Origin of the sequence: Burkholderia sp. AU45251 (assembly GCF_030482905.1) — a bacterium.
In the GTDB taxonomy this organism is placed as follows: Bacteria; Pseudomonadota; Gammaproteobacteria; order Burkholderiales; family Burkholderiaceae; genus Burkholderia; species Burkholderia aenigmatica.
In genome coordinates this window covers 844136-864725 of sequence record NZ_JAUJQH010000001.1, presented here as the reverse complement: position 1 = coordinate 864725, position 20590 = coordinate 844136, and the positions used below count along the sequence as shown (strand labels likewise).

At 67.2% G+C, this 20590-nt stretch carries 20 protein-coding genes; 4 read left to right on the top strand and 16 right to left on the bottom strand.

From position 1 onward, the window contains the following. Window positions 1-442: 442 nt before the first annotated feature. The gene (locus QZM67_RS03785; protein ID WP_175026182.1) at window positions 443-1339 is read right to left on the bottom strand and encodes a LysR substrate-binding domain-containing protein; all 897 of its coding nucleotides are present in this window, start codon (window positions 1337-1339) and stop codon (window positions 443-445) included. Between the two features lie 518 nt (window positions 1340-1857). On the opposite strand from QZM67_RS03785, the gene QZM67_RS03780 reads away from it, so the two are divergent. The 3 genes from QZM67_RS03780 (at window position 1858) to QZM67_RS03770 (ending at window position 4807) form a co-directional block, all read left to right on the top strand. Continuing rightward, window positions 1858-2718, top strand: coding sequence for a peptidoglycan DD-metalloendopeptidase family protein (locus QZM67_RS03780; protein WP_301800830.1), 861 nt, complete (start codon window positions 1858-1860; stop codon window positions 2716-2718). 210 nt (window positions 2719-2928) lie between these two features. After that, window positions 2929-3828: a class A beta-lactamase gene (gene bla, locus QZM67_RS03775; RefSeq protein ID WP_301800829.1), complete on the top strand. Its 900-nt coding sequence runs from the start codon at window positions 2929-2931 to the stop codon at window positions 3826-3828. A 106-nt stretch (window positions 3829-3934) separates the two neighbouring features. After that, window positions 3935-4807, top strand: coding sequence for a LysR substrate-binding domain-containing protein (locus QZM67_RS03770; protein ID WP_301800827.1), 873 nt, complete (start codon window positions 3935-3937; stop codon window positions 4805-4807). Window positions 4808-4864: 57 nt separating this feature from the next. On the opposite strand, the gene QZM67_RS03765 is transcribed toward QZM67_RS03770, so the two are convergent. The 9 genes from QZM67_RS03765 to sapR form a co-directional block, all read right to left on the bottom strand. Further along, window positions 4865-5200: a type 1 fimbrial protein gene (locus QZM67_RS03765; RefSeq protein WP_175026170.1), complete on the bottom strand. Its 336-nt coding sequence runs from the start codon at window positions 5198-5200 to the stop codon at window positions 4865-4867. A 331-nt stretch (window positions 5201-5531) separates the two neighbouring features. Beyond that, the gene (locus QZM67_RS03760; protein ID WP_301800825.1) at window positions 5532-5786 is read right to left on the bottom strand and encodes a GlsB/YeaQ/YmgE family stress response membrane protein; all 255 of its coding nucleotides are present in this window, start codon (window positions 5784-5786) and stop codon (window positions 5532-5534) included. Window positions 5787-5918: 132 nt separating this feature from the next. Further along, complete coding sequence (locus tag QZM67_RS03755) at window positions 5919-6695, bottom strand: ABC transporter ATP-binding protein (RefSeq protein WP_301800824.1); 777 nt, start codon at window positions 6693-6695, stop codon at window positions 5919-5921. Beyond that, complete coding sequence (locus QZM67_RS03750) at window positions 6692-7606, bottom strand: ABC transporter ATP-binding protein (protein WP_301800822.1); 915 nt, start codon at window positions 7604-7606, stop codon at window positions 6692-6694. The genes QZM67_RS03755 and QZM67_RS03750 overlap by 4 nt, the downstream gene beginning before the upstream one ends. Window position 7607: 1 nt before the next feature. Next, window positions 7608-8522, bottom strand: coding sequence for a nickel transporter permease (gene nikC / locus QZM67_RS03745; protein ID WP_301800819.1), 915 nt, complete (start codon window positions 8520-8522; stop codon window positions 7608-7610). Window positions 8523-8588: 66 nt separating this feature from the next. Continuing rightward, window positions 8589-9659, bottom strand: coding sequence for an ABC transporter permease (locus QZM67_RS03740; RefSeq protein WP_043183877.1), 1071 nt, complete (start codon window positions 9657-9659; stop codon window positions 8589-8591). A gap of 10 nt (window positions 9660-9669) precedes the next feature. After that, window positions 9670-11271 (bottom strand): ABC transporter substrate-binding protein, encoded by a 1602-nt coding sequence (locus tag QZM67_RS03735; RefSeq protein WP_301800817.1) that lies wholly within the window; start codon window positions 11269-11271, stop codon window positions 9670-9672. Between the two features lie 46 nt (window positions 11272-11317). Beyond that, window positions 11318-11881 (bottom strand): D-alanyl-D-alanine dipeptidase, encoded by a 564-nt coding sequence (gene ddpX / locus QZM67_RS03730; RefSeq protein WP_301800815.1) that lies wholly within the window; start codon window positions 11879-11881, stop codon window positions 11318-11320. Between the two features lie 24 nt (window positions 11882-11905). Further along, entirely contained in the window at window positions 11906-12787 is an 882-nt protein-coding gene (gene sapR / locus QZM67_RS03725) for a sap1 transcriptional regulator SapR (RefSeq protein WP_301800813.1), read from the bottom strand. Between the two features lie 206 nt (window positions 12788-12993). On the opposite strand from sapR, the gene QZM67_RS03720 reads away from it, so the two are divergent. Then, entirely contained in the window at window positions 12994-13242 is a 249-nt protein-coding gene (locus tag QZM67_RS03720; protein ID WP_301800811.1) for a helix-turn-helix transcriptional regulator, read from the top strand. Window positions 13243-13370: 128 nt separating this feature from the next. On the opposite strand, the gene QZM67_RS03715 is transcribed toward QZM67_RS03720, so the two are convergent. The 6 genes from QZM67_RS03715 to QZM67_RS03690 all read right to left on the bottom strand — a co-directional run bounded on the left by QZM67_RS03715 (window position 13371) and on the right by QZM67_RS03690 (window position 20574). Further along, a complete protein-coding gene (locus QZM67_RS03715) occupies window positions 13371-14624 on the bottom strand; it encodes a hypothetical protein (protein ID WP_301800810.1) in 1254 nt (417 codons plus the stop codon). Between the two features lie 273 nt (window positions 14625-14897). Continuing rightward, window positions 14898-16487, bottom strand: a complete 1590-nt coding sequence (locus QZM67_RS03710; RefSeq protein ID WP_122947322.1) for an ABC transporter substrate-binding protein — start codon at window positions 16485-16487, stop codon at window positions 14898-14900. Window positions 16488-16623: 136 nt separating this feature from the next. Next, window positions 16624-16956, bottom strand: coding sequence for a sugar ABC transporter ATPase (locus QZM67_RS03705; RefSeq protein WP_175026160.1), 333 nt, complete (start codon window positions 16954-16956; stop codon window positions 16624-16626). 257 nt (window positions 16957-17213) lie between these two features. Beyond that, a complete protein-coding gene (locus QZM67_RS03700) occupies window positions 17214-17543 on the bottom strand; it encodes a hypothetical protein (protein WP_043183865.1) in 330 nt (109 codons plus the stop codon). Between the two features lie 175 nt (window positions 17544-17718). After that, window positions 17719-19278 carry a DHA2 family efflux MFS transporter permease subunit gene (locus QZM67_RS03695; protein WP_175026159.1) on the bottom strand — a complete coding sequence of 520 codons (1560 nt, stop codon included), beginning with the start codon at window positions 19276-19278 and terminating at the stop codon, window positions 17719-17721. Between the two features lie 393 nt (window positions 19279-19671). Then, window positions 19672-20574 carry a LysR family transcriptional regulator gene (locus QZM67_RS03690; protein WP_175026158.1) on the bottom strand — a complete coding sequence of 301 codons (903 nt, stop codon included), beginning with the start codon at window positions 20572-20574 and terminating at the stop codon, window positions 19672-19674. Between the last annotated feature and the right edge of the window lie 16 nt (window positions 20575-20590).

The following is a 20590-nucleotide window of genomic DNA, read 5'->3' as shown; positions in this document are numbered from 1 at the left end:
GGTGGCCGTTGCCGCGCTCGATGCCCGTACCTTGCCCCGTCTTACAACCCTGATCCCTGAAGACGGACGGCCTGAATCACTACTCGAGCGGGCAAGCGTTCTCCCTGCACGGGCCATGACCGGCGTCGCGCGGATGCATTGGAAAACGTTTTCCAAATTTAGGCAGCGATCGGCATGATGTCAATGAACTTTCACGCCGGAAGCGCCGGGAAAAACCCGGATGGTGGGAAGGCGGGAGTGGCCGGCGGGATCGGAACGTCGCACCTGTTACCGGGATTTCTTCCGATTGAGAGGCGGTGCAGCGTGGAATGTCGATGCGGAAGCGGCGAGCAGAACGGCTATCCGGCGACGCTAGCTCGCCGGATTTTAAGGGAAAACGTTATCCATAAGGATCGAAGTGAATCGGGGCGTGCATCGCGGCATCAACCGCGAGCGGCGCGCGTCACTGCGACGTGGTCTCGCCGGACAGGAACGCGACGAACTCCCGCGTGTACTTCGGCAGCGCGTCGAACGACCGAGCGCACAGTTTCAGCCGACGATGGCTCCACGAATCGGACAGCTCGACGAGCCGCACGTCCATCGTCTGCATCGCGCGCTCGGCCGCGTGGCGCGACACGATGCCGATGCCCACGCCGCTGGCGATCATGCGGCAGATCGCATCGAAGCTCTTCAACTGCACGCGATAGCGGATCCGCTTGCCGAGCGCGCGCGCCTGGTCGGCGAGATGCACCTGCAGTGCGCTGCCGTCGGTGAGGCCGATGAAGTCGGCATCGGCGATCGCGTCGAACGCGACGTTGTCTTGTGCCGCGAGCGAATGGGTGGCCGGCACGACGACGATCAGCCAGTCCTCGCGGAACGGTTTCTGTTCGAGCCCGCCGAGCCCGACCGAATCGGCGACGATGCCGACGTCGGCCGTCTTGTTGCGGATCGCATGCACGATCTCCTGGCTCGAGCGCTCCTCGACGCTGATCGACAGCTTCGGATGATGCGGCAGGTAGTCGGCCAGTGCGTCGGGCAGATATTCGCTCAGCGACGCCGTGTTGCACAGCAGCCGGATATGCCCGCGCAGCCCCTGGCCGTATTGCTGCAGTTCGCCGCGCATGTGGTCGATCTGCTGCAGCACGGTGCGCGCGTGGTGTTCGAGCGCGCGGCCGGCGTCGGTTGCCTGCGCGCCCGACTTGGTCCGGTGCAGCAGCGGCACGCCGAGCTCGTCCTCCATGCCGCGGATGCGCTCGCTCGCGGCCTGCAGCGTGATGTGGGTCCGCTCGGCGCCGCTCGTGATCGTGCCGGCGTCGCAGATGTTCAGGAAGAGCCGCAGGTCGGTCAGGTCAAAACGCATGATGGGTGGGACGATCATGTTGGAATGGCCGATAAGTTAGCAGGGAATCGCAGCCGCGGTCTCAGGCGCAGCCTGAGGCCGGATTCGCCGGTTCCGCATTTTCGGGGCGCGATCGATGGCGGATCATGACCGCACATCAACCGGGGAGCCTGTCATGCAGATCGATCCGTCGTGGGGCGTGTCGTTCAAGATCGCGATGCACGTGCTGTTCCTGTGCATCGGCATCGCGTGGGCCTGTTCCGAACTCGCCACGTGGTTGCGTTGAACGTCGCGGCGAACGGTTGCTGCCACTTCGCGTCTATTGAAACAAATCTGTCATAGATTCTCGAAACGAAAATTCTTCCGCTTTTCCGCAAAAAGACCATCAAGTTTTTCTGGGTCGGGCCGTATTACCGGTAACGAATGCCGGCCGGCATCCGGTTCGTGATTGTTTGTCATCATTGTTTGCATCCGGTTACACGTCGGCCGTTCCGTTTTTGAGATGCTTGAAAGATTGTCAAACCGGAGTCGGATCGTCCATGAAAACGCGCGAGATTCATCGTCACGCGGCGTGGCTGCCGGGCTTGGCCGCCGTGCTCGTCATGGCCGGTTGTGCAAGCACGCAGTCCGTCCCGCCGAGCGACACGCAGGCGGGACAGTCGTCGCCGTCGAGCGCGCCCGTCGCTGCGCCGTCGGCCGCAAGCCCGCCACCGGCGCCGATTCTGGTCGCGCAGAAGTACGTCGTGAAGCGCGGCGACACGCTGACGGGCATCGCGTCCGCGAACGATTGCAGCATCGGCGACCTGCGCACCTGGAACAAGCTGGGTGCGAACGGCAAGCTGCGGATGGGGCAGGTGCTGCGCATCGTCAAGCAGCAGCCGTTGCCGCCGCCGGGCACCGCCGGCACGCAGATGGCCGCATCGTCGGCCGCGAGCAACGGCGCAGGGAGCAACCCTGCAACGACGCAGACCGCCGCAGCGACGGCGAGCGACCGTCAGGTCGTCAAGGAAACGAAGCGGCATGCGGGCGGTGTCGCGCTCAGGTGGCCCGCGAGCGGCAGGATCGTCGACGGGTTCCGGCCGGGGCAGAACCGCGGCATCCAGATTGCCGGCCGGCCCGGCGACCCGGTCCGCGCCGCGGCCGACGGCCGCGTGATGTACGCAGGCACCGGCCTGAACGATTACGGCAGCCTGATCATCGTCCAGCACAACGCGGATTTCCTGACGGCCTATGCGCACAACCGCAAGCTGCTCGTGAAGACGGGCGACATCGTGCGCCAGGGCGACGAGATTGCCGAGATGGGCGACCTCGACAACTCGCGTGTCGCGCTGCTGTTCGAAGTGCGGCGCGACGGCAAGCCGGTCAATCCGATGCCGTACCTGCCTTCGTCGCAAGGGTGAAGCAGGGCCGTTGCGCTGGAACGTGGCGGCGGTCGCTGCTACGCTAGGGCCTGTTCATGCGCGTCCCGCGCTTCGCGGGGCCGACGGTCGTCTTTCGGGGATGTGCGGCGGATGCCGCTGCGGGCCGGCCGTCGGCGTGAACGGGCGCGCGTCTTCGACGCGTGCCCGCGTTGCTCCGTGCCACCGTTTCCGATAGAACACACCACATTCATGGAACACTCTCCGACACGCCGCTCGCTGTTGCTTGCCGCCGTTGCCGCGCCGTTCGTCGCCGCGTGCAGCTCCGCGCCGGTCGCCGATCAGGGGCGCGCCCATGCCGCCCAGGCCGAATTGACCGCGCTCGAGAAGGCCTCGAACGGCCGGCTCGGCGTCGCCGCGCTCGATACGTCGAACGGCGTGCGCATCGCCCACCATGCGCGCGAGCGCTTCCCGCTGTGCGGCACGTACGCGGTCGTCGCGGCCGCCGCGATGCTCGCGCGCGGCTCGCTCGACGCGTCGCTGCTGCCGCGCCGCATCCTGTATCGCCGCTATGAAGTCGTGTCGGGCTCGCCGATTACGGAAAGCCACGTCGACACGGGCATGACGATCGAGCAGCTTTGCGTGGCGATGCTGCAGTCGGGAGACAAGGGCGCCGGCAACCTGCTGATGGGCGTGCTCGGCGGCCCGCAGGCCGTCACGTCGTTCGCGCGCGCGAGCGGCGACTCGTCGTTCCGCCTCGATCACTGGGAACCCGAACTGAACCACGCGGCGCCCGGCGACGAACGCGACACGTCGACACCGGTCGAGATGGTCGACACGCTGCAGCGGCTGCTGCTCGGCACCACGCTGCACGAGCCGCAGCGCACGCAACTGACCGAATGGATGGTCGGCGGCGCGCGCGGCGCGACCGGCATCGCGGCGGGCGTGCCGCCCGGCTGGCGCGTCGCGGACAAGGCCGGCACCGGCGGATACGGCACGACGACCGACGTCGCGGTGCTGTGGCCGCCGTCGCGTGCGCCGATCGTGATGGCCGTGTCGTTCACGCAGCCGCAGGCCGCCGCCGCGGCCCGCGCGGACGTCGTCGCGTCGGCGGCGCGCATCGTGGCGGGCGCGCTCACCGCGACGGCCTGAGCGTCCCGCGTCTCGCGCAAAACCGGCGTTTGGCTTATCGTGTCGGACAGCGCGCGCCGGGGTCGGCGCGCGGTCCTTCCGCGCCGCTTTTCCGTTTGCCTCCTTCATGCGCCGACTTCCGCCCCTGCACGCGCTGCAGATCTTCTCGACGGTGGCTCGCCACCGCAGCTTCACGCGCGCGGCCGAGCAGCTGTGCATCACGCAGGGCGCGGTGAGCCGGCAGATCCAGACGCTCGAGGCGCATTACGGTTTTCCGTTGTTCAAGCGGCATGCGAAGGGCCTCACGCTGACGGCGGAGGGCGAGCAGTTGCTGCCGGTCGTCAACGAGAGCTTCGCGCGGATCGACGATATTTCGATGAAGCTCACGCGGCAGCGCACCGATCTCGCGCTGAAGGTGCCAACCTGCGTAATGCGCTGGATGCTGCCGCGCATCATGCGCTTCCAGGGCGAGCATCCCGATCTTCATGTGCAGATCACGACGGCGTGGCAGCACGTCGTCGATTTCTCGACCGAGCCGTTCGACGCGGCGATCGTCTATGGCACGTCCCCGGGCCCCGGCGTGTTCGCGCTGCCGCTGTTCGACGAGCGGCTGACGCCCGTCTGCGCGCCCGAATTGCGGCAGACGGCGCCGCTCGACGCGGTCGGCGATCTTGCGCGTCATACGTTGCTGCATCCGACCCGCGACCATCGCGACTGGCGCGCGTGGCTCGATCACGCGGGCGAGCGCAGCGTCGATCCCGCGCGCGGGCCGACGTTCGACACGCTCGATCTCGCGACGAACGCGGCGATGCAGGGCTTTGGCGTCGCGATCGGCGACGTGACGCTCGTCGACGACGACGTCAGCGCACGCCGGCTCGAACGGCCGTTCGACATCGTGCTCGAAACGGGCGCGCGCTACTTCTTCGTCTATCCCGAGAACATCGGCAACCAGCAGAAGATCCGCGCGTTCAGCGACTGGATCGCGCGCCATCGCGATTGACCGGCGAAGCGCGAACCGGCGCGCGGCACCCGTTGGATGCCGCGCCGGCGGACGGCTTTACTGGTAGGTCACGACGGCGATCATCGGCGCCTGATTGTTGCCCGGACGGTTCGGTAAAACGATTGCGCGCGAGGCCTGAGTAAAGGTCGTGGTCTTGATGGCCTGCTGGCTCGCCGCGTCGACGAACGCGATCTGGCCGCTTGCGGGGCGCGGGCAGTCAGGCAGCACGTGCCCGCGGGCGAGGTCAGCGGTATCGAGCGCGAACGAGCAGGGCGGCTCGACGATCATGCCGGAGAAGTGGATGATGCCGGACGCGCCGGCGGCAAAGGATGAGGAAGTGGCCAGAAGCGAGGCAGCCAGGGCGAACGAGGCGGCGATATGACGATGCTTCATGACAGGCTCCAGAGAGGAAGCGCGTCGCAGCGGGGCCGCTCGGGTGGCAGTCCGTCAACGCTGCGATGCTGTATGCGTAAACGGCAAAACGATCGGGCCTCTTGAATGAAAAAATCGAAATAATGGCAATAAGCAAACGATTGCCTATTGCTAAAACCAATCTAGCTGGAATCTGCGCAACCGCAAGTCAGGGTAATACCGGGTGACATAAGATTGGAGGACGAACGGTCGTCGTGACCGTTGTGTAGGCAACGGCCTTGCGCCGCCCGGAAAGCAAAACGGCCGCTCGTTTCCGAGCGGCCGTTTTGCGTTGGAGCCGAAGGCGCGCCGTTCAGTTCATGCGCTTGCGTATCGCGCCGACGATCACGAGCAGCACGATCGCGCCGACGATCGACGCGATCCAGCCCGCGCCCTGGCCCGGTGCGTACCAGCCGGCGGCGCGGCCGACGTAGCCGGCGAACAGCGAGCCGACGATGCCGAGTACGATCGTCATCAGGATGCCCATCTTGTCGTCGCCGGGCTTGAGCGCGCGGGCGAGGAGGCCGACGATGAGCCCGACGACCAGGGTTTCGATGAAGTGCAGCATGAACGCCTCCCTATTGCGGTTGAGCTGTTAACGAAACGTTGTTGACCCGTACGGCGCACAAGGGTTCCATGCGGCGGCAGAGGCACGGGGCGGGGCGCGCCGAGTATCGCACGCAGGCGCGTCGCGCAGATGTCACGCCGCCGGCGCGCCCGCCACCGGGTCGAGACGACGGTAGCCTTCGGTCGCGTGCAGCAGCGTGCGCGTGTAGTCGCGCGCAACCTGCCCGGCGCGCACGTCCTCGATCCGGAGCTGCTCGACGATCTCGCCATGCTGCATCACCGCGATGCGCTGGCACAGAAAGCCGATCACCGCGAGATTGTGGCTGACGAGGATCATCGTCAGGTTGCGTTCGCGATGCAGGCGGCGCAGCAGGTTCAGGATCTCGGCCTGCACCGACACGTCGAGCGCGGACGTCGGCTCGTCGAGCAGCAGTACGCGCGGCTCGACGATCAGCGCGCGCGCGATCGCGACGCGCTGGCGCTGGCCGCCCGACAGCTGGTGCGGATAGCGGAACCGGAACGCGGGGCCGAGGCCGACTTCGGACAGTGCGCGGGCGATGCGCGCATCGGTGTCGCCGATGCCATGGATCGACAGCGGCTCGCGCAGCGTTTGGTCGACCGTGAAGCGCGGATGCAGCGACGCGTAGGGATCCTGGAACACCATCTGCACGTGACGGCGGAACGCCCGATCGGGCGTGTCGCCCACCGGCCGGCCGTCGATCGACAGGCTGCCGGACGCGAGCGGCACGAGCCCTGTCAGTGCACGCAGCAGCGTCGACTTGCCGGAGCCCGATTCGCCGACGAGCCCGAACACCTCGCCGTTGCGCACCGCGAAGCTCGCGTCGCGCACGGCGTCGACGTGACCCGTGCGGGTCGGGAAACGGATCGATGCGTGATCGACGTCGATCATCGTGCGGCCTCCTGTCGATCGGCGGGCGTGCCGGCGTGCGACGCGGGATCGAGCCACGCCGGATCACGCCGCAGCACGGGCAGTTCGTCCGGCGGGTTCGCGAGCGGCGGGTTCGCCGCGAGCAGCCCGCGGGTATAGGGATGGGATGCGTTGCGCAGGTCGCGCGCGGCGCAGGTTTCGACCACGCGGCCGGCGTACATCACCGCGACGCGATCGCAGAACGACATCACGAGCGGCAGGTCGTGGCTGATGAACATCAGGCCCGTGTTGTGCCGCGCGATCATCGCGTCGAGCACCGCGAGCACCTGCATCGACACGGCGACGTCGAGTGCGGAGGTCGGTTCGTCGGCGATCAGCAGGCGTGGGCCGGTCGACACCATCATCGCGATCATCACGCGCTGGCCCATGCCGCCCGACAACTCGTGCGGATACGCATCGGCCACGCGCGCCGGGTCGCGGATCTGCACGGCCGACAGTGCGTCGACGATCCGTTCGCGCAGCGCGCGGCCGCGCAGGCCCCGCTCGCGCAGCCGGAACGCTTCGCCCATCTGCTTCGCGACCGTCATCACCGGGTTCAGCGAATATTTCGGGTCCTGCAGGATCATGCCCATCTGGCTGCCGCACAGGCGCCGGCGCTCGCCTGGCGACATCGCGAGCAGGTCGTGGCCCGCGAAGCGCATCGTGCGTGCCGACCAGCGCGCGGCGTCGGGCAGCAGGCCGAGCAGCGCGCGGCCCGTCAGCGATTTGCCGGAGCCCGATTCGCCGACGATGCCGAGCCGCTCGCCGGGGGCGAGGGTCAGCGACAGGTCGCGCACGGCATCGGTGACGGTGCCGTCGTGCCCGCGAAAGCCGATTTTCAGGCCGTCGATTTCGCAGAGCGGCGCGGGCGAGGGGGCGGAATTCAGTGGCATGTCACGCTCCATGACGCGGATCGAAGACGTCGCGCAGCCCGTCGCCGAGCAGGTTGAACGCGAGGCTCACGAGCAGGATCGCGCAGCCGGGCAGCGTGGCGACCCACCACGCGTCGAGCAGCACGTTGCGGCCCGACGCGACCATGAAGCCCCACTCGGGGCTCGGCGGTTGCGCGCCGAGGCCGAGGAAGCCGAGGCCTGCGACGGTCAGGATGATGCCGGCCATGTCGAGCGTCGCGCGCACGATCACCGACGACATGCACATCGGCATGATGTAGCGCAGCAGGATGCGCGGGCCGGACGCGCCCTGCAGCCGTGCGGCGTGGATGTAGTCGGCCTGGGCGATGCGGATCGTCTCCGCGCGCGCGAGCCGCGCATACGCGGGCCACGCGGTGATCGAGATCGCGACGACCGCGTTGATCACGCCGGGCCCGAGCGCGGCCGCGAACGCGAGCGCAAGGACGATCTTCGGGAACGCGAGTGCGACGTCGGTGACGCGCATCAGCATGCTGTCGACGAAGCCGCCGCAATAGCCGGCCGTCGTGCCGATGAGCAGGCCGATCGGCACGACGATCACGACGACGAGCAGCGCGATACCGAGCGTGAGGCGGGAACCGGCGATCAGTCGCGAGAGGATGTCGCGGCCGAGCTGGTCGGTGCCGAACCAGTGCGCCGGCGAGCCGGGCGGCAGCAGGCGGTCGGACAGCACCTGGCGCAACGGATCGTGCGGCATGATCAGCGGGCTGACGATCGCGACGACGATCAGCGCGACGAGGATCGCGAGCCCGAACAGGTTGAGCGGGTTGGTGGCGAACCGGCGCCAGCGTCGGTACGCAAGACCGAGCGCGGCCTGCGAGCGCGACGCGGGCGCGTCGGACAGCAGCCATGCGCGCAGCGTGAGGCGCTCGGCGTTCATGATTGAAGAACCTTCGGCATGGGCGATGAAAGAAGCGGGGTGGAGGCGGTCATGTCGTGGCGGCCCTCAGCGCGCACGCGGATCGAACACGCGATACAACGCGTCGGTCAGCAGGTTGACGGTGATGAACATCGCGCCGATCACGAGCGTCGCGCCGAGCACTGCGTTCATGTCGGCGTTCAGCAGTGCGCCGGTCAGGTACGAGCCGAGCCCCGGCCACGCGAACACGATCTCGGTCAGCACCGAGCCTTCGAGCAGGTTGCTGTACGTGAGCGCGATCACGGTGAGCAGCGGCACCATGATGTTGCCGAACGCATGCCGCCAGATCACGCGTCGTTCCGACAACCCCTTCGCGCGCGCGGTGACGATGTATTCCTGGCTCAGCTGGTCGAGCATGAACGAGCGCGTCATGCGGCTCAGGTAGGCGACGGAGTAGTAGCCGAGGATCGCGGCCGGCAGTGCGATGTGCGACACCGCGTTGCGGAACACGTCCCACTCGCCCGCGAGCGCCGCGTCGATCAGCAGGCTGCCGGTGCGTGTGTCGACCATCCCGTCGTACACGGGATCGAGCCGGCCGGGCCCGCCGACCCAGTGCAGCCGTGCGTAGAACAGCAGCAGCCCCATCAGTCCGAGCCAGAACAGCGGCACCGAATTGCCGATCAGCCCGACGAAGCGCGCGATGTGGTCGATCGGCCGATTGTGCTTCACGGCGGCCGCGACGCCGAGCGGCACGCCGATCGCGATGCCGATCAGCGTTGCGATCGTCGCCAGTTCGAGCGTGGCCGGGAACACGCGCTTGATGTCGTCGAGCACCGGGTTCGCGGTCAGCAGCGACATGCCGAGATTGCCGTGCAGCACGTCGCGCGCATAGATCAGGAATTGCGTGACGAGCGGCTTGTCGAGCCCGAGCGCGATGCGTTCGGCCGCGTACGCCTCGGCCGACGCGCGATCGCCGAGGATCGCGAGCACGGGATCGATCGGCACCTTGCGGCCGATCACGAACGTCAGCGCGAGCAGCCCCGCGAACGTGACGGCGAGCGTGAGCGCCCAGCGCAGCACGCGCAGGGCCCAGCGCACGGCCGGGCGCCGCGCGGGCAGCGTGCGCAGTGCTTCGAGGGAGGAGACGGGAGTCGACATGCGGCGAATCTTATTGCTTCTTCAGGTTGCGGTACGACACGAGATCGTTGATCGGTCCGACTTCGAGCCCGCTCACGCCGGGCCGCGTCGCGACCTGCGCGACTTTCTCGAACATGATCACGAACGGCGAGCGCGCGAGCATTTCCTTCTGCATCGCCTGATACCGTTGCGCGCGTTTCGCGGCGGTCGGTTCGGCGAGCGCGGTGTCGGTTTCCTTCGTCAGTTGCGGGATGTCCCAGCTGTTGCGCCAGGCCAGCATTTTATAGCTCGACTTGTCGGAATTGTCGGGGTTCCACGCAAAACCCTGCGCGTTGCTGTGCGGATCGATGTAGTCGGCCGACCATTCGCCGATGTAGATGTCATGCTGGCGCGCGCGGTATTTCGCGAGCGTCTGCTTGTTGTCGCCGGGGATCAGCTGCACCTTGATGCCCGCCTGCGCGAAGTTCGCCTGCACGGCCTGCGCGATTTCGGTGTACGGATAGTCGTTGCGCACGTCCATCGTCACCGAAAAGCCGTTCGGCACGCCGGCCTTCGCGAGCAGCGCCTTCGCCTTCGCGATGTCGAGCTTATACGGGTTCGCGTTCAGCGTGCCGAGGAAGCCTTCGGGCAGGAAGGTCTGGTGCACCTTGTAGGTCGTCTTCACCACATTGCCCTGGATGCCCGCATAGTCGACGAGCCACTTCAGCGCTTCCTGCACGTCGGGTTTCGCGAGCGTCGGGTTCTTCGTGTTCAAGCCGAGATACAGCAGCGTCGCCTGCGGCGAGGCCGACACCTTCGCCTTGCCGGATTTCACGACCGACGCGAGATCGTCAGGGCTCAGGTCGCGCGCCGCGTCGACATCGCCGTTTTCCAGCAGCAGGCGCTGGCTCGCGGCTTCGGGCACGTGGCGCAGCACGATGCGCTTCATCGCGAGCGGCAGCCGGTAGCCGTCGAAGCGCTGCAGCACGAGGCTGTCGCCGGCCGTCCACTTGACCAGCTTGTATGCGCCGGAGCCGGCCTCGTTGGTCTTCAGCCATGCGTTGCCGAAGTCGTTGCCTTGCTGATGCGACAGCAGCAGCTTCTTGTCGAGCACCGACGCGGGCCACGAGCCGAGCACGTTCAATACGAAGGTCGGCGCGTACTTCTGGTCGGTCGTGACCGACACCGTCAGGTCGTCGAGCTTCTTCACGTTGGCGACGACGTTCGCCTTCGTGAGCCCGATCCCGGTGAGCACGGCGGCCGGGCCCTTGTCGAGCAGCACCGCGCGCTGGATCGACCAGGCGACGTCGTCGGCGCTCAGCGGGTTGCCCGAGTGGAACTTCAGGCCGGGGCGCAGCTTGAACGTGTAGGTCAGCCCGTCGGGACTCACCGTCCACGACTGCGCGACGTCGCCGTTGAATCTCGAAGGATCGCGCAGGTCGACGCGCACGAGCCGGTCATAGGTATTCGCGACGTATTCCTCCGGCACCAGCTCGTAGATCTCGCCCGGATCCAGCGTCGTGAATTCGTCGAGCAGCGTGGCCATCACGAACATGTCCTTCGGCGTTTCCGCGCGTGCAGCGGAAAACGGAACGGCGGCGAGAACGGACGCGGCGGCCAGCGCCGCGACGAGCCGGGATGTCAGGAAATTCATGAGCGCTCCATCGGTTGTCGAACGTGAACGTGAACGGGGACGTGCATCACATCAGGTGCCACGGGCCGCTGTCGGCGTTGTCGATCTGCGGCAGCGCGCGCGAGCCCGGCAATTCGTAGTGCCACCACTCGCTGTCGATGTGCGCGAAGCCGGCCGCGTGCATGACGCCGAGCAGCAGCAGGCGGTTGCGCTGCACGGTTTCGGGCAGCCCCGCGTGGAAGTGGCCCGATGCGGCGACCATCTCGTCGAAGCCGGTGCCCATGTCGAGCGGCTCGCCGTCCGCGCCGACGAGCGTCAGGTCGAGTGCGGTGCCGCGGCTGTGATTCGAGCCGCGGCCGAGGTCGGCGATGAAATCCGGACCGGGCAGGAAATCCCACAGCACTTTCTGCGCCTGCGGCGGCCGGTACGCGTCGTAGATCCGCAGCGTGAAGCCGGCTTGTGCCGCGACGTCCACCGCGCGGCGCAGTGCGGATTCGGCCGGCTCCAGCAGCAGGCAGTGCGCTGCGCGGTAGATCGGCTTGCCGGTCAGGTTGCGATCGGTCGCGTAGACCAGATCGATGTCGACGCGATGCGTGGCGGGCGTGATTTCAACGAGGCGGTGCGTGTTCATCGGCGGTTCGGAAGGCCCTCGCATTCAGGATTCGAATTGATCGAACGTGTGCTGCAGTTCGCGGTTGCGCGCGACGCGCCGGTCGATCGCGGGACCGAGGCGGTCGACCACGGCCGTGATCAGCAGGTTGAACAGGCAGGTGAGCGGCGCGAGCGAATCCCAGAACTGGCCGACGTCGGTCTTCACCTGCAGCAGGTCGGCCGGCCAGTCGCGTGCCCACGGGCACGAGAGATCGGTGACCAGCGCGAACGGCTGCCCGCGCTCGGCGGCTGCCTGGCAATAGCGGCGCGCGCTGCGCGAATACGCGCGCGTGTCGGTGACGATGCAGTACGGCCGCTCGAATTCGGAGTTCAGCGAATCGACGTACGAGCCCGACTGGCCGTCCGAATAGAACACGCGCGGGCGCAGGTATTCGAGGTAGCTGCTGAACGCGTTGCTGATCCCGCGCGTCGACTGGATGCCGAGGATGAACACGGCGTCCGCATGCGCGATCCGGTCGGCCACCTGCGCGAACACCGGGCCTTCGGCGAGCCGGTACACGTGACGGATCGCATCGAGCTCGCGCTCGAGCGACGACGCGAGCGGGCCTTCATTGCCGTTGCCATTGGGTTCGGCCGGCTGCGTGCCCGCGACGCGGCGGTATTCGTCGAGCCGGTCGGTGATCATCCACGGGCGGTCGCCGCCGCCGCGCAGCTCGCGTTTCAGGTCGTCGAGGTTGCGATAGCCGACGCTGCGCAGGAAACGCCCGACCGAGATGCCGCTGGTGCCGGCCTGCTGCGCGATCTGGTCGGCCGTCTCGAGCCCGAGCCGGTCGAGGTTCGCGAGCATGTAGCTCGCGATGCGCTTGGCGGTCGGCGTCAGCTCGGCATAGCGGGATTCGACGGTATGGGCGAACGCGCAGGTCATCGGCTGTTAGATCATTGTCGTCTGATGATCGAATGTCATCCATCTAACAAAGCCAAAATCATTCGCGCCAGCGGATAAAAACTATGGTGTGAGGATAGGTGATAGGGTCGGGAGCGTGCTTGGTGGCTGGGCGGGGCGGGCGAGTAGGCTGGAGAATTATTCCTGGCAGGCATATTTTGCGTTTATTGCCGACAGGAATCCACGCCGTGAATTTCATCGCCAATACACCCGCGCAACTGGGAGAGATCCTGTCGTCCGCGCGCCAGGCCAAGGGGCTGACACAAGCCGAAGCGGCGGTGCGGATCGGCGTGGGCCAGCCGCGTATTTCGTCGCTCGAATCCACCCGTACCGAAAGCCTGTCGCTCAGCCAGCTGCTCGAACTGACCGCGCTGTACGGTCTCGAGCTCTGCATCCGCACGAAGGACGAGCGCGAAGCAGCCGAAGTCGGGTGGTAAGCGATGGGCTGCAAATCGCACACTCGCGCGTTGTCGATCTGGCCGGTCGAAGGCGACGGTCGTGATCGTCGGGTTGAATGCGCCCCGGGTGTGGCTGCCGTTCAACTGAACGGCAGCCCGCCGGCAGCCTACTGCTGCATGTCCGGTGCCTCGCGCAGCCGCCAGATCGCGTTGCATTGCTGGCCGCCGAGGCTCGTCGAGCGCAGCGTGATGACGGTGCCGGCCACGATCCGATACGAGAAATGCGCCATCAGCTCGGTCCCCTTGCGCTGCGCCTGCCCGTCGACCAGCACTTCGCACAGCAGCGGCGACGGCGAGCCGGACGGGTGCGTGACGTAGACATTCAGCCGCGCGATGTCGCGTGTCGCGGTGAGCACGACCTCGTGGTTCCCGCTGCCGATCAGCATCGTGCCGCCGGGCTCGTCGATCGCCTGCAGGTAGGCGCCCGCGCTTCCCTCGATCGCGGCGGCCGCGACGGTCAGCCCGGCCGAGCGCACGTAGTCGGTCGCCGCGATGCGCGCCGCGACCGCGTCGGACGGTGCCGGCGTGCCGTCCGACAGCGCGAACGGCGCACCGTCGCGCAGCGCGGCGTCGGTGCGGTTCGCGTAGTAGCGCCACCGGTCGAAGAAGCGGATGTCTCCGGTCATGTGCAGCGCGCGGATCGGCTCGTCGCGATACCGGAGCGTCGTCGTGCCGATGCCCCCGTCGAACGCTTCGTGAATACCGTACTTGCTGACGAAGTTCTGGACCGGATCGAGCAGCGCCGTTTCGCCTTGTGCGCCCCACAGGTGCAGGAACGTCGTATCGATCCCGAAGCAATCCTGGAAATCGGTGCCGATGCGGGCGATGCAGTCGCGCAGATGGCTGGCGTAGCGCGCCCACGCGTCGGCGGTTCCGGCAACGAGCCCGGCCTGCAATGCGCCGCCGTGGCGCGCGGAGACTTCGTCGACGACGAGCCGCCAGTGATGATCGCGCCGCTCGCCGATCAGCGGCGCGACGACGAACGTGCAGAACAGCGGGTCGGGGCACGCGTGGATCCGGTCGTCGCCGATCTGCGAGAACAGGTCGAACCCCGGCGCGCAGAACCAGATGTCGGCGTCGTACAGCGCGAGCTTGCGGATCTGCGGGTTGCGTGCGCAATACTCGGCGGCCTCGATGAAGCGGCCGACCGGCAGCGCATGCGCGCTCGACGCGTCGATCACGTCGACCGACTGGCTCGCCAGGATCTGCCGCTTGCGTTCGGAGAGGCCGTAGCCGATCACCGCGATCCGGCCGTCGTAGCCGGTGTGCCGCAGCGACAGCAGGAACGGCACGAGCATTTCATACCATGCGCGGTTGTTGTCGTTGATCGCCACGCAGACCGCGTGCTCGCTCGTATGCATGTGTTCTCCCCGTGGTGCGCGCGCCCGGTAACCGGCGCGGCGCTCGTGCTGCGTATCTGAAACTGCCTGCTGTCGTGCAGCCGCTGGAACACGGCTTGTCGATGGCGGACGCGGTCATGCCGTGCGGCACGATCATCCTGCGCGCCGACGGGCCGAACCGGGTCGGTGGTGCCGCTCATTGTAGATCGCGGCCGCCGCACGGCCTGGCGCCGGCGCGGCGGGCCGCGGCGCTTACCCGCGTGCCGGTATGCCCGGCCGCGCGGGCAGCCGCCATTACTTCGCGAGCGTGCGGTATGACACGAGGTCGTTGATCGGCCCGATTTCCGGCCCGGTCACGCCGGGGCGCGTCGCGACCTGCACGACCTTCTCGAACATGATGATGAACGGCGAGTTCGCGAGCACAGCCTTCTGCAGCGCTTCGTAACGCTGCGCGCGCTTCGCGGGCGACGGCTCGACGAGCGCGGCCTCGGTGTCCTTCGTCAGTTGCGGGATGTCCCAGCTGTTGCGCCACGCGAGCATCTTCGTCGGCGACTGGTCGGAGTTGTCCGGATTCCACGCGAAGCCGCGCGCATTGCTGTTCGGGTCCATGTAGTCGGGCGACCATTCGCCGACGAAGATGTCGTGCTGGCGCGCGCGATACTTTCCGATCGCCTGCTTCGCATCGCCCGGAATCAGCTTCACGCGGATGCCGCCCTGCGCGAAGTTCGCCTGCAGTGCCTGCGCGATCTCGAGGTACGGATAGTCGTTCGGCATGTCCATCGTCACGTCGAAGCCGTTCGGCAAGCCGGCCTTGGCGAGCAGCGCCTTCGCCTTCGCGACGTCCTGCTTGTACGGCCGCGCGTTCGACGCGCCGAGGAAGCCTTCGGGCAGGAAGGTTTCATGCACCTTGTAGGTCGTGCTGACGATGTTGCGCTGGATGCCGTCATAGTCGACGAGCCATTTCATCGCCTGCTGCACCTCGGGTTTCGCGAGGTTCGGGTTCTTCGTGTTCAGGCTCAGGTACAGCAGTGCGGACACCGGCCACGACGCGACCTTGATCTTGCCGGCCTTCGTCAGCGCGGCGAGGCTGTCGGGGCTCAGGTTGCGCGCGGCGTCGGCGTCGCCGTTCTCCAGCAGCAGCCGTTGCGCGGACGCTTCGGGCACGTGACGCAGCACGATGCGCTTCATCGGGTACGGCGTGCGGTACTTGTCGAAACGCTGCAGCACGATGCTCTCGTTCGGCGTCCACTTGACGAGCTGGTACGGGCCCGAGCCCGCGTCGTTGGTGCGGAGCCAGCCGCTGCCGAAATCGTTGCCCTGCTGGTGCGACAGCAGCAGCTTCTTGTCGAAGACCGATGCCGGGCAGGCGCTCAGCACGTTGAGCACGAAGCTCGGTGCGTACTTGCGGTCGGTTTCGAGCACGACGGTCTGCGGATCGACCACGCGCACCTTCTGCGTCACGTTCGCCTTCGTGAGACCGAGATCGGCGAGCACGCCGGCCGGCCCCTTGTCGAGCAGGATGGTGCGCTGCAGCGACCACGCGACGTCGTCGGCGGTCACCGGGTTGCCGGAATGGAACGTGAGGCCGGGGCGCAGCTTGAACGTGTAGGTCACGCCGTCGGCGCCGACCGTCCACGATTGCGCGATCTGTCCGTCGAAGCGCGTCGGGTCCTTCAGGTCGACGCGCACCAGGCGTTCGTAGGTGTTCGCGACGTACTCGGACGGCACCAGCTCGTAGATCCCGCTCGGGTCGAGGGTCGTGAATTCGCCGAGTTGCGTGGCGACGACGAAGATGCCGGGCGGCGTGGCCGCCTGTGCCGGCAGCGCCGGAACAAGTGCGACGAGCGCGGCGCTGACGAACAGGCGGGACAGCAGGTGCTTCATGCGGGCTCCGTGGAAAGGGAATCGTGGGTGCGATTCTCTCATCGACGGCCGCCCGGATGAAATTATTCGGCGTGCGCGCCGGCGGGGTGGCGCGCAGCAGCGAGCCGGGCGGGCGCCCGGCATCGGCAGGTTCGGATCAGATCGCGCAGCGCGCGACCGCGAAGCGCATCGCTTCCTCGGCCGGCTCGTTGCCCGAGCCGCGCACGACCTTGATGACCGAGCCGTTGCCCGACGGCGTCAGCGTGACGAAGTACGAGTTCGAGCCGACGGCGATATCGGTTACGCCGTTGTGCTGGGATTGCTCGGTGCCCGACAGGCGGCTGTCGAGGCAGTTGGCGATCGCGTAGGCCGGACGTTGCGACGACACGTAGATCATCGGTGCGGCGCCCGACGCGGCCGAGTCGGACGAGGGAGCGGAACCGCAGGCGGCGAGCAGGGCGGCGGGAAGGAGCAGCAGGAATCGTTTCATGATGGGTCGTCGTGTGTCTCGTATCGAGGCTGGGGCGCGGGGTAGGCGAAACGCGAAGCTTCGCGACGAAACCGCCCGGAATCGGGCCGTTGATGACGGACGACGATGCGACAGGCGGCTGACGGTCGAGTATACCCGCAGCATTTGACGGCGTTAGCGCGTTGAAACGATTCGATACACAACAAGCACCCGCTGTCGCATGGCGGCAGCGGGCGTTTCAAGTGATGGCGAATGGGCACTTGCCGGTGGTGTCGATCTTATTGGCCGATCTGGTGGCTGACCGCATTTTCCTGCTGGTTCAGCACGTGCTTTTCGCTCTTCGTGATGTGGCTGCGATCCTGCCCAGCCATGTCCCGCTCTTCCTGGCGGATCTTGCGGTCGTCACGGTGCAGGCGCGCGGCCTGTGCGTGCGACATCTCGCCTTCCTTCACTTCGTGATGGATCCGGCGATTCTGGTTTGCGAGGCGCTGGTTGACTTCTTCGCGGCGCGGATGCGCCTGCTGCCACGGCGTGTCGGCGAACGCGGTGCCGGTCAGCACCGACATCAGGGTGGCGGCAATCGCGAGATGGCGGGTAAGGGCTCGCATGGTGTTTTCTCCTGTCGTTGCGCGTCCGGATCGTGGGCGCTTGATGAAAAAACGCGGAGCGGGCACCGCCTGTTGACGTTTCGGCCTGTATCGATTGCAAGTCTTTATTACGTCCGCGCGATTCGACGCGGGCCCCGGCGTGCGTGGCGCGGGGCCCGACCGTCGCGCATGCGGATCAATGCGCGCCGGCCGCCGCCGCATCGGCATCGCCGCCGCCCGAGCGCACCGGTTTCGTGATCCAGATGAGCGGAATGATCGCGATGAAGATGATCGCCGACACGTAGAAGATGTCGTTCAACCCCATCACGGCCGCCTGCGAATCGACCGATGCGTTGAAAAACGCGAGCGCCGAATCGGGGCTCAGATGCAGCAGCGAACGCGTCGTGTCGACCTGCTGCGTGAAGACCGGGTTGGTGACGCTCGCCTGTTCGGTGAGCCGCACGTGATGCAGGATCGTGCGGTCGTTCCATGCGTTGCTGATCAGCGACGTGCCCACCGCGCCGCAGAACGTGCGGCCGAAATTCGACAGGCCGGCGGCGGCCGGGATCTTTTCCGGCGGCAGCCCGGACAGGATGATCGACGTCAGCGGCACGAAGAACATCGCCATCGGGATGCCCTGCAGCAGCGTCGGCAAAATGAGATCCCAGCGCGACACGTCGGTATAGAAGATCGTGCGCATCATGAAGACGACCGCGAAGCCGACGAACGCGAGCGTCGCGATGTAGCGCGGATCGGTGCGCGGCAGCAGGCGTCCCATGACCGGCGTGAGCAGGATCGCGAACACGCCGAGCGGCGCGGTGGCGAGCCCGGAATCGACCGCGCGGTAGCCGAGATAGCCCTGCATCCACTGCGGCAGCAGCACCAGCGTGCCGAAGAACATCCCGTACGCGACCGAGATCGCGATCGTGCCGCCCGCGAAATTGCGCTGTGTGAACAGGCGCAGGTCGACGATCGGGTTGGCCTCGTGAAGCTCCCACACGAGGAAGAACGCGAAGCCGATCAGCGCGACGATGCCGAGCGCGACGACGACGGGCGAGTTGAACCAGTCGAGATCCTTGCCCTTGTCGAGCATGATCTGCAGCGATGCGACCCACAGCACGAGCAGCAACAGGCCGACCGTATCGATCGGCATGCGTTTCGTGGCCGATTCACGGTCGCGGAACACGATCCACGTGACCGCGGCCGCGAAGAAGCCGACCGGAATGTTGATGTAGAAGATCCACGACCAGTTGTAGTCGTACGTGATCCAGCCGCCGAGCGATGGCCCCGCGATCGGCCCGACGAGCGCCGTCATCGACCACAGCGCCAGCGCGCTCGACGATTTCTGCCGCGGCCATGCGCCGAGCAGCAGCGCCTGCGACAGCGGCGCGAGCGGCCCCGCGACCGCGCCCTGCAGGATCCGCGCGGCGAGTAGCGTCGGCAGGTTCGGCGCGATCCCGCACAGCCACGACGCGAACACGAACAGCAGGATCGACGTGACGAACAGGCGCACCTGGCCGAAGCGCTGCGTGAGCCAGCCCGTCAACGGAATCGACACGGCGTTCGCGGCCGCGAAGATCGTGATCACCCACGTGCCTTCGTCGACCGACACGCCGAGATCGCCCGAGATCGTCGGAATGGCGACGTTCGCGATCGACGAGTCGAGCACGTTCATGAACATCGCGAGCGATACCGCGATCGTGCCGATCGCGAGGCGGCCGCCCGACAGCGGGGCGGGAGATGACGGAGTGGACATGGGGTTTCCTGCGTAACGTGCGGAACGGATGCGGCCCGTTGCGGCGGGCACGCACGGCCGCGCACGCGCGCGAAAGCGACGCAGGCGCGGTGCGGCGGCTGAACGGAAGGGGGCACGGTGCGCGCGACGCGGCCCGTTACACGGGGCCGACGCGTGCGACGTGCGGCTCGATCGAATGCGCGAAGCCGTGGCGGGCTTCGGGAGGCAGGAGGCTGCCGGTCAGGAGGGCGGGACGCGCGTGACGCGCCTGCGGGCAGCGGTCAGGCGGCTGACGTCGCGTGTGGAGTCGTTGTGCATCGCGACAGGCTAACGATGTGGCGAGCCGCCATCAACACGCGCCGGCTCACTAATCGATTTCGCGGGGCGCAATAATCGGTGTGCGAACGGTGCCGGTCAAGGGGCGGTTCGCCATGCGGTGAACACTTCCGCGAGGAAATCGACGAACGCGCGCACCTTGCTGTCGAGTGTCGCGCGCCGCGGGTACAGCACGTGCAGCTCGACGTCGTCGGCTCGGTGCCAGTCGGGCAGCACGATTTCGAGCTCGTTTCGTTCGAGCCGGCGGGCCGTGTAGTGCGTCGAGACCAGCGCGATGCCGCCGCCGCTCGCGGCCTGGCGCAGCACCGTCACCGATTCGTTGGTGATCAGCACCGGCCGCACCGGCACGTCGGCCACGTCGCCGGCCGCATTGGTGAGCCGCAGCGTCAGGCTCGGCGCGTCGCGGCCAACGAGCAGCAGATCGTGCTGCGCGAGGTCCTGCGGCGTGGCGGGCCGGCCGGCGCGATCGAGATAGGCGGGGTTCGCGGCGAGCTTCGCCTGCGACCAGCCGAGCGAGCGCGCGATGTAGCTGGAGTCGGTCAGCACGCCCGCGCGTAGCGCCACGTCGAAGCCGTGCTCGACGAGATCGAGCGGGTTGTTGTCATAGATCAGCACGAGCTGGACCAGCGGATAGCGCCGGCGAAACTCGGCGAGCGTCGGCTCCAGTTCGAACAGGCCGATCGAGTAGGGCACCAGCACGCGCAGCGTGCCCTCCGGCGCCGTGCGCAGCGAGCGGGCCTGGCGATCCGCGTCGAGCAGGATGTCCTCGGCGCGCAGGCAGCGCTCGTAGTAGTCGCGTCCGGCCTCGGTGACGGATACGCGGCGCGTGGTCCGGTACAGCAACTGGACACCGAGCTCGTCCTCGAGCTGCTTGACCTTGCGGCTCACGCGGCTGAGCGGCATGTCGAGGTGCGTGGCGGCGGCGGTGAAATTGCCGCGCTCGACCACGCGCAGGAATATCCGGATGCTTTCGAAGTCCATGTGGGGTGCTTCAGTG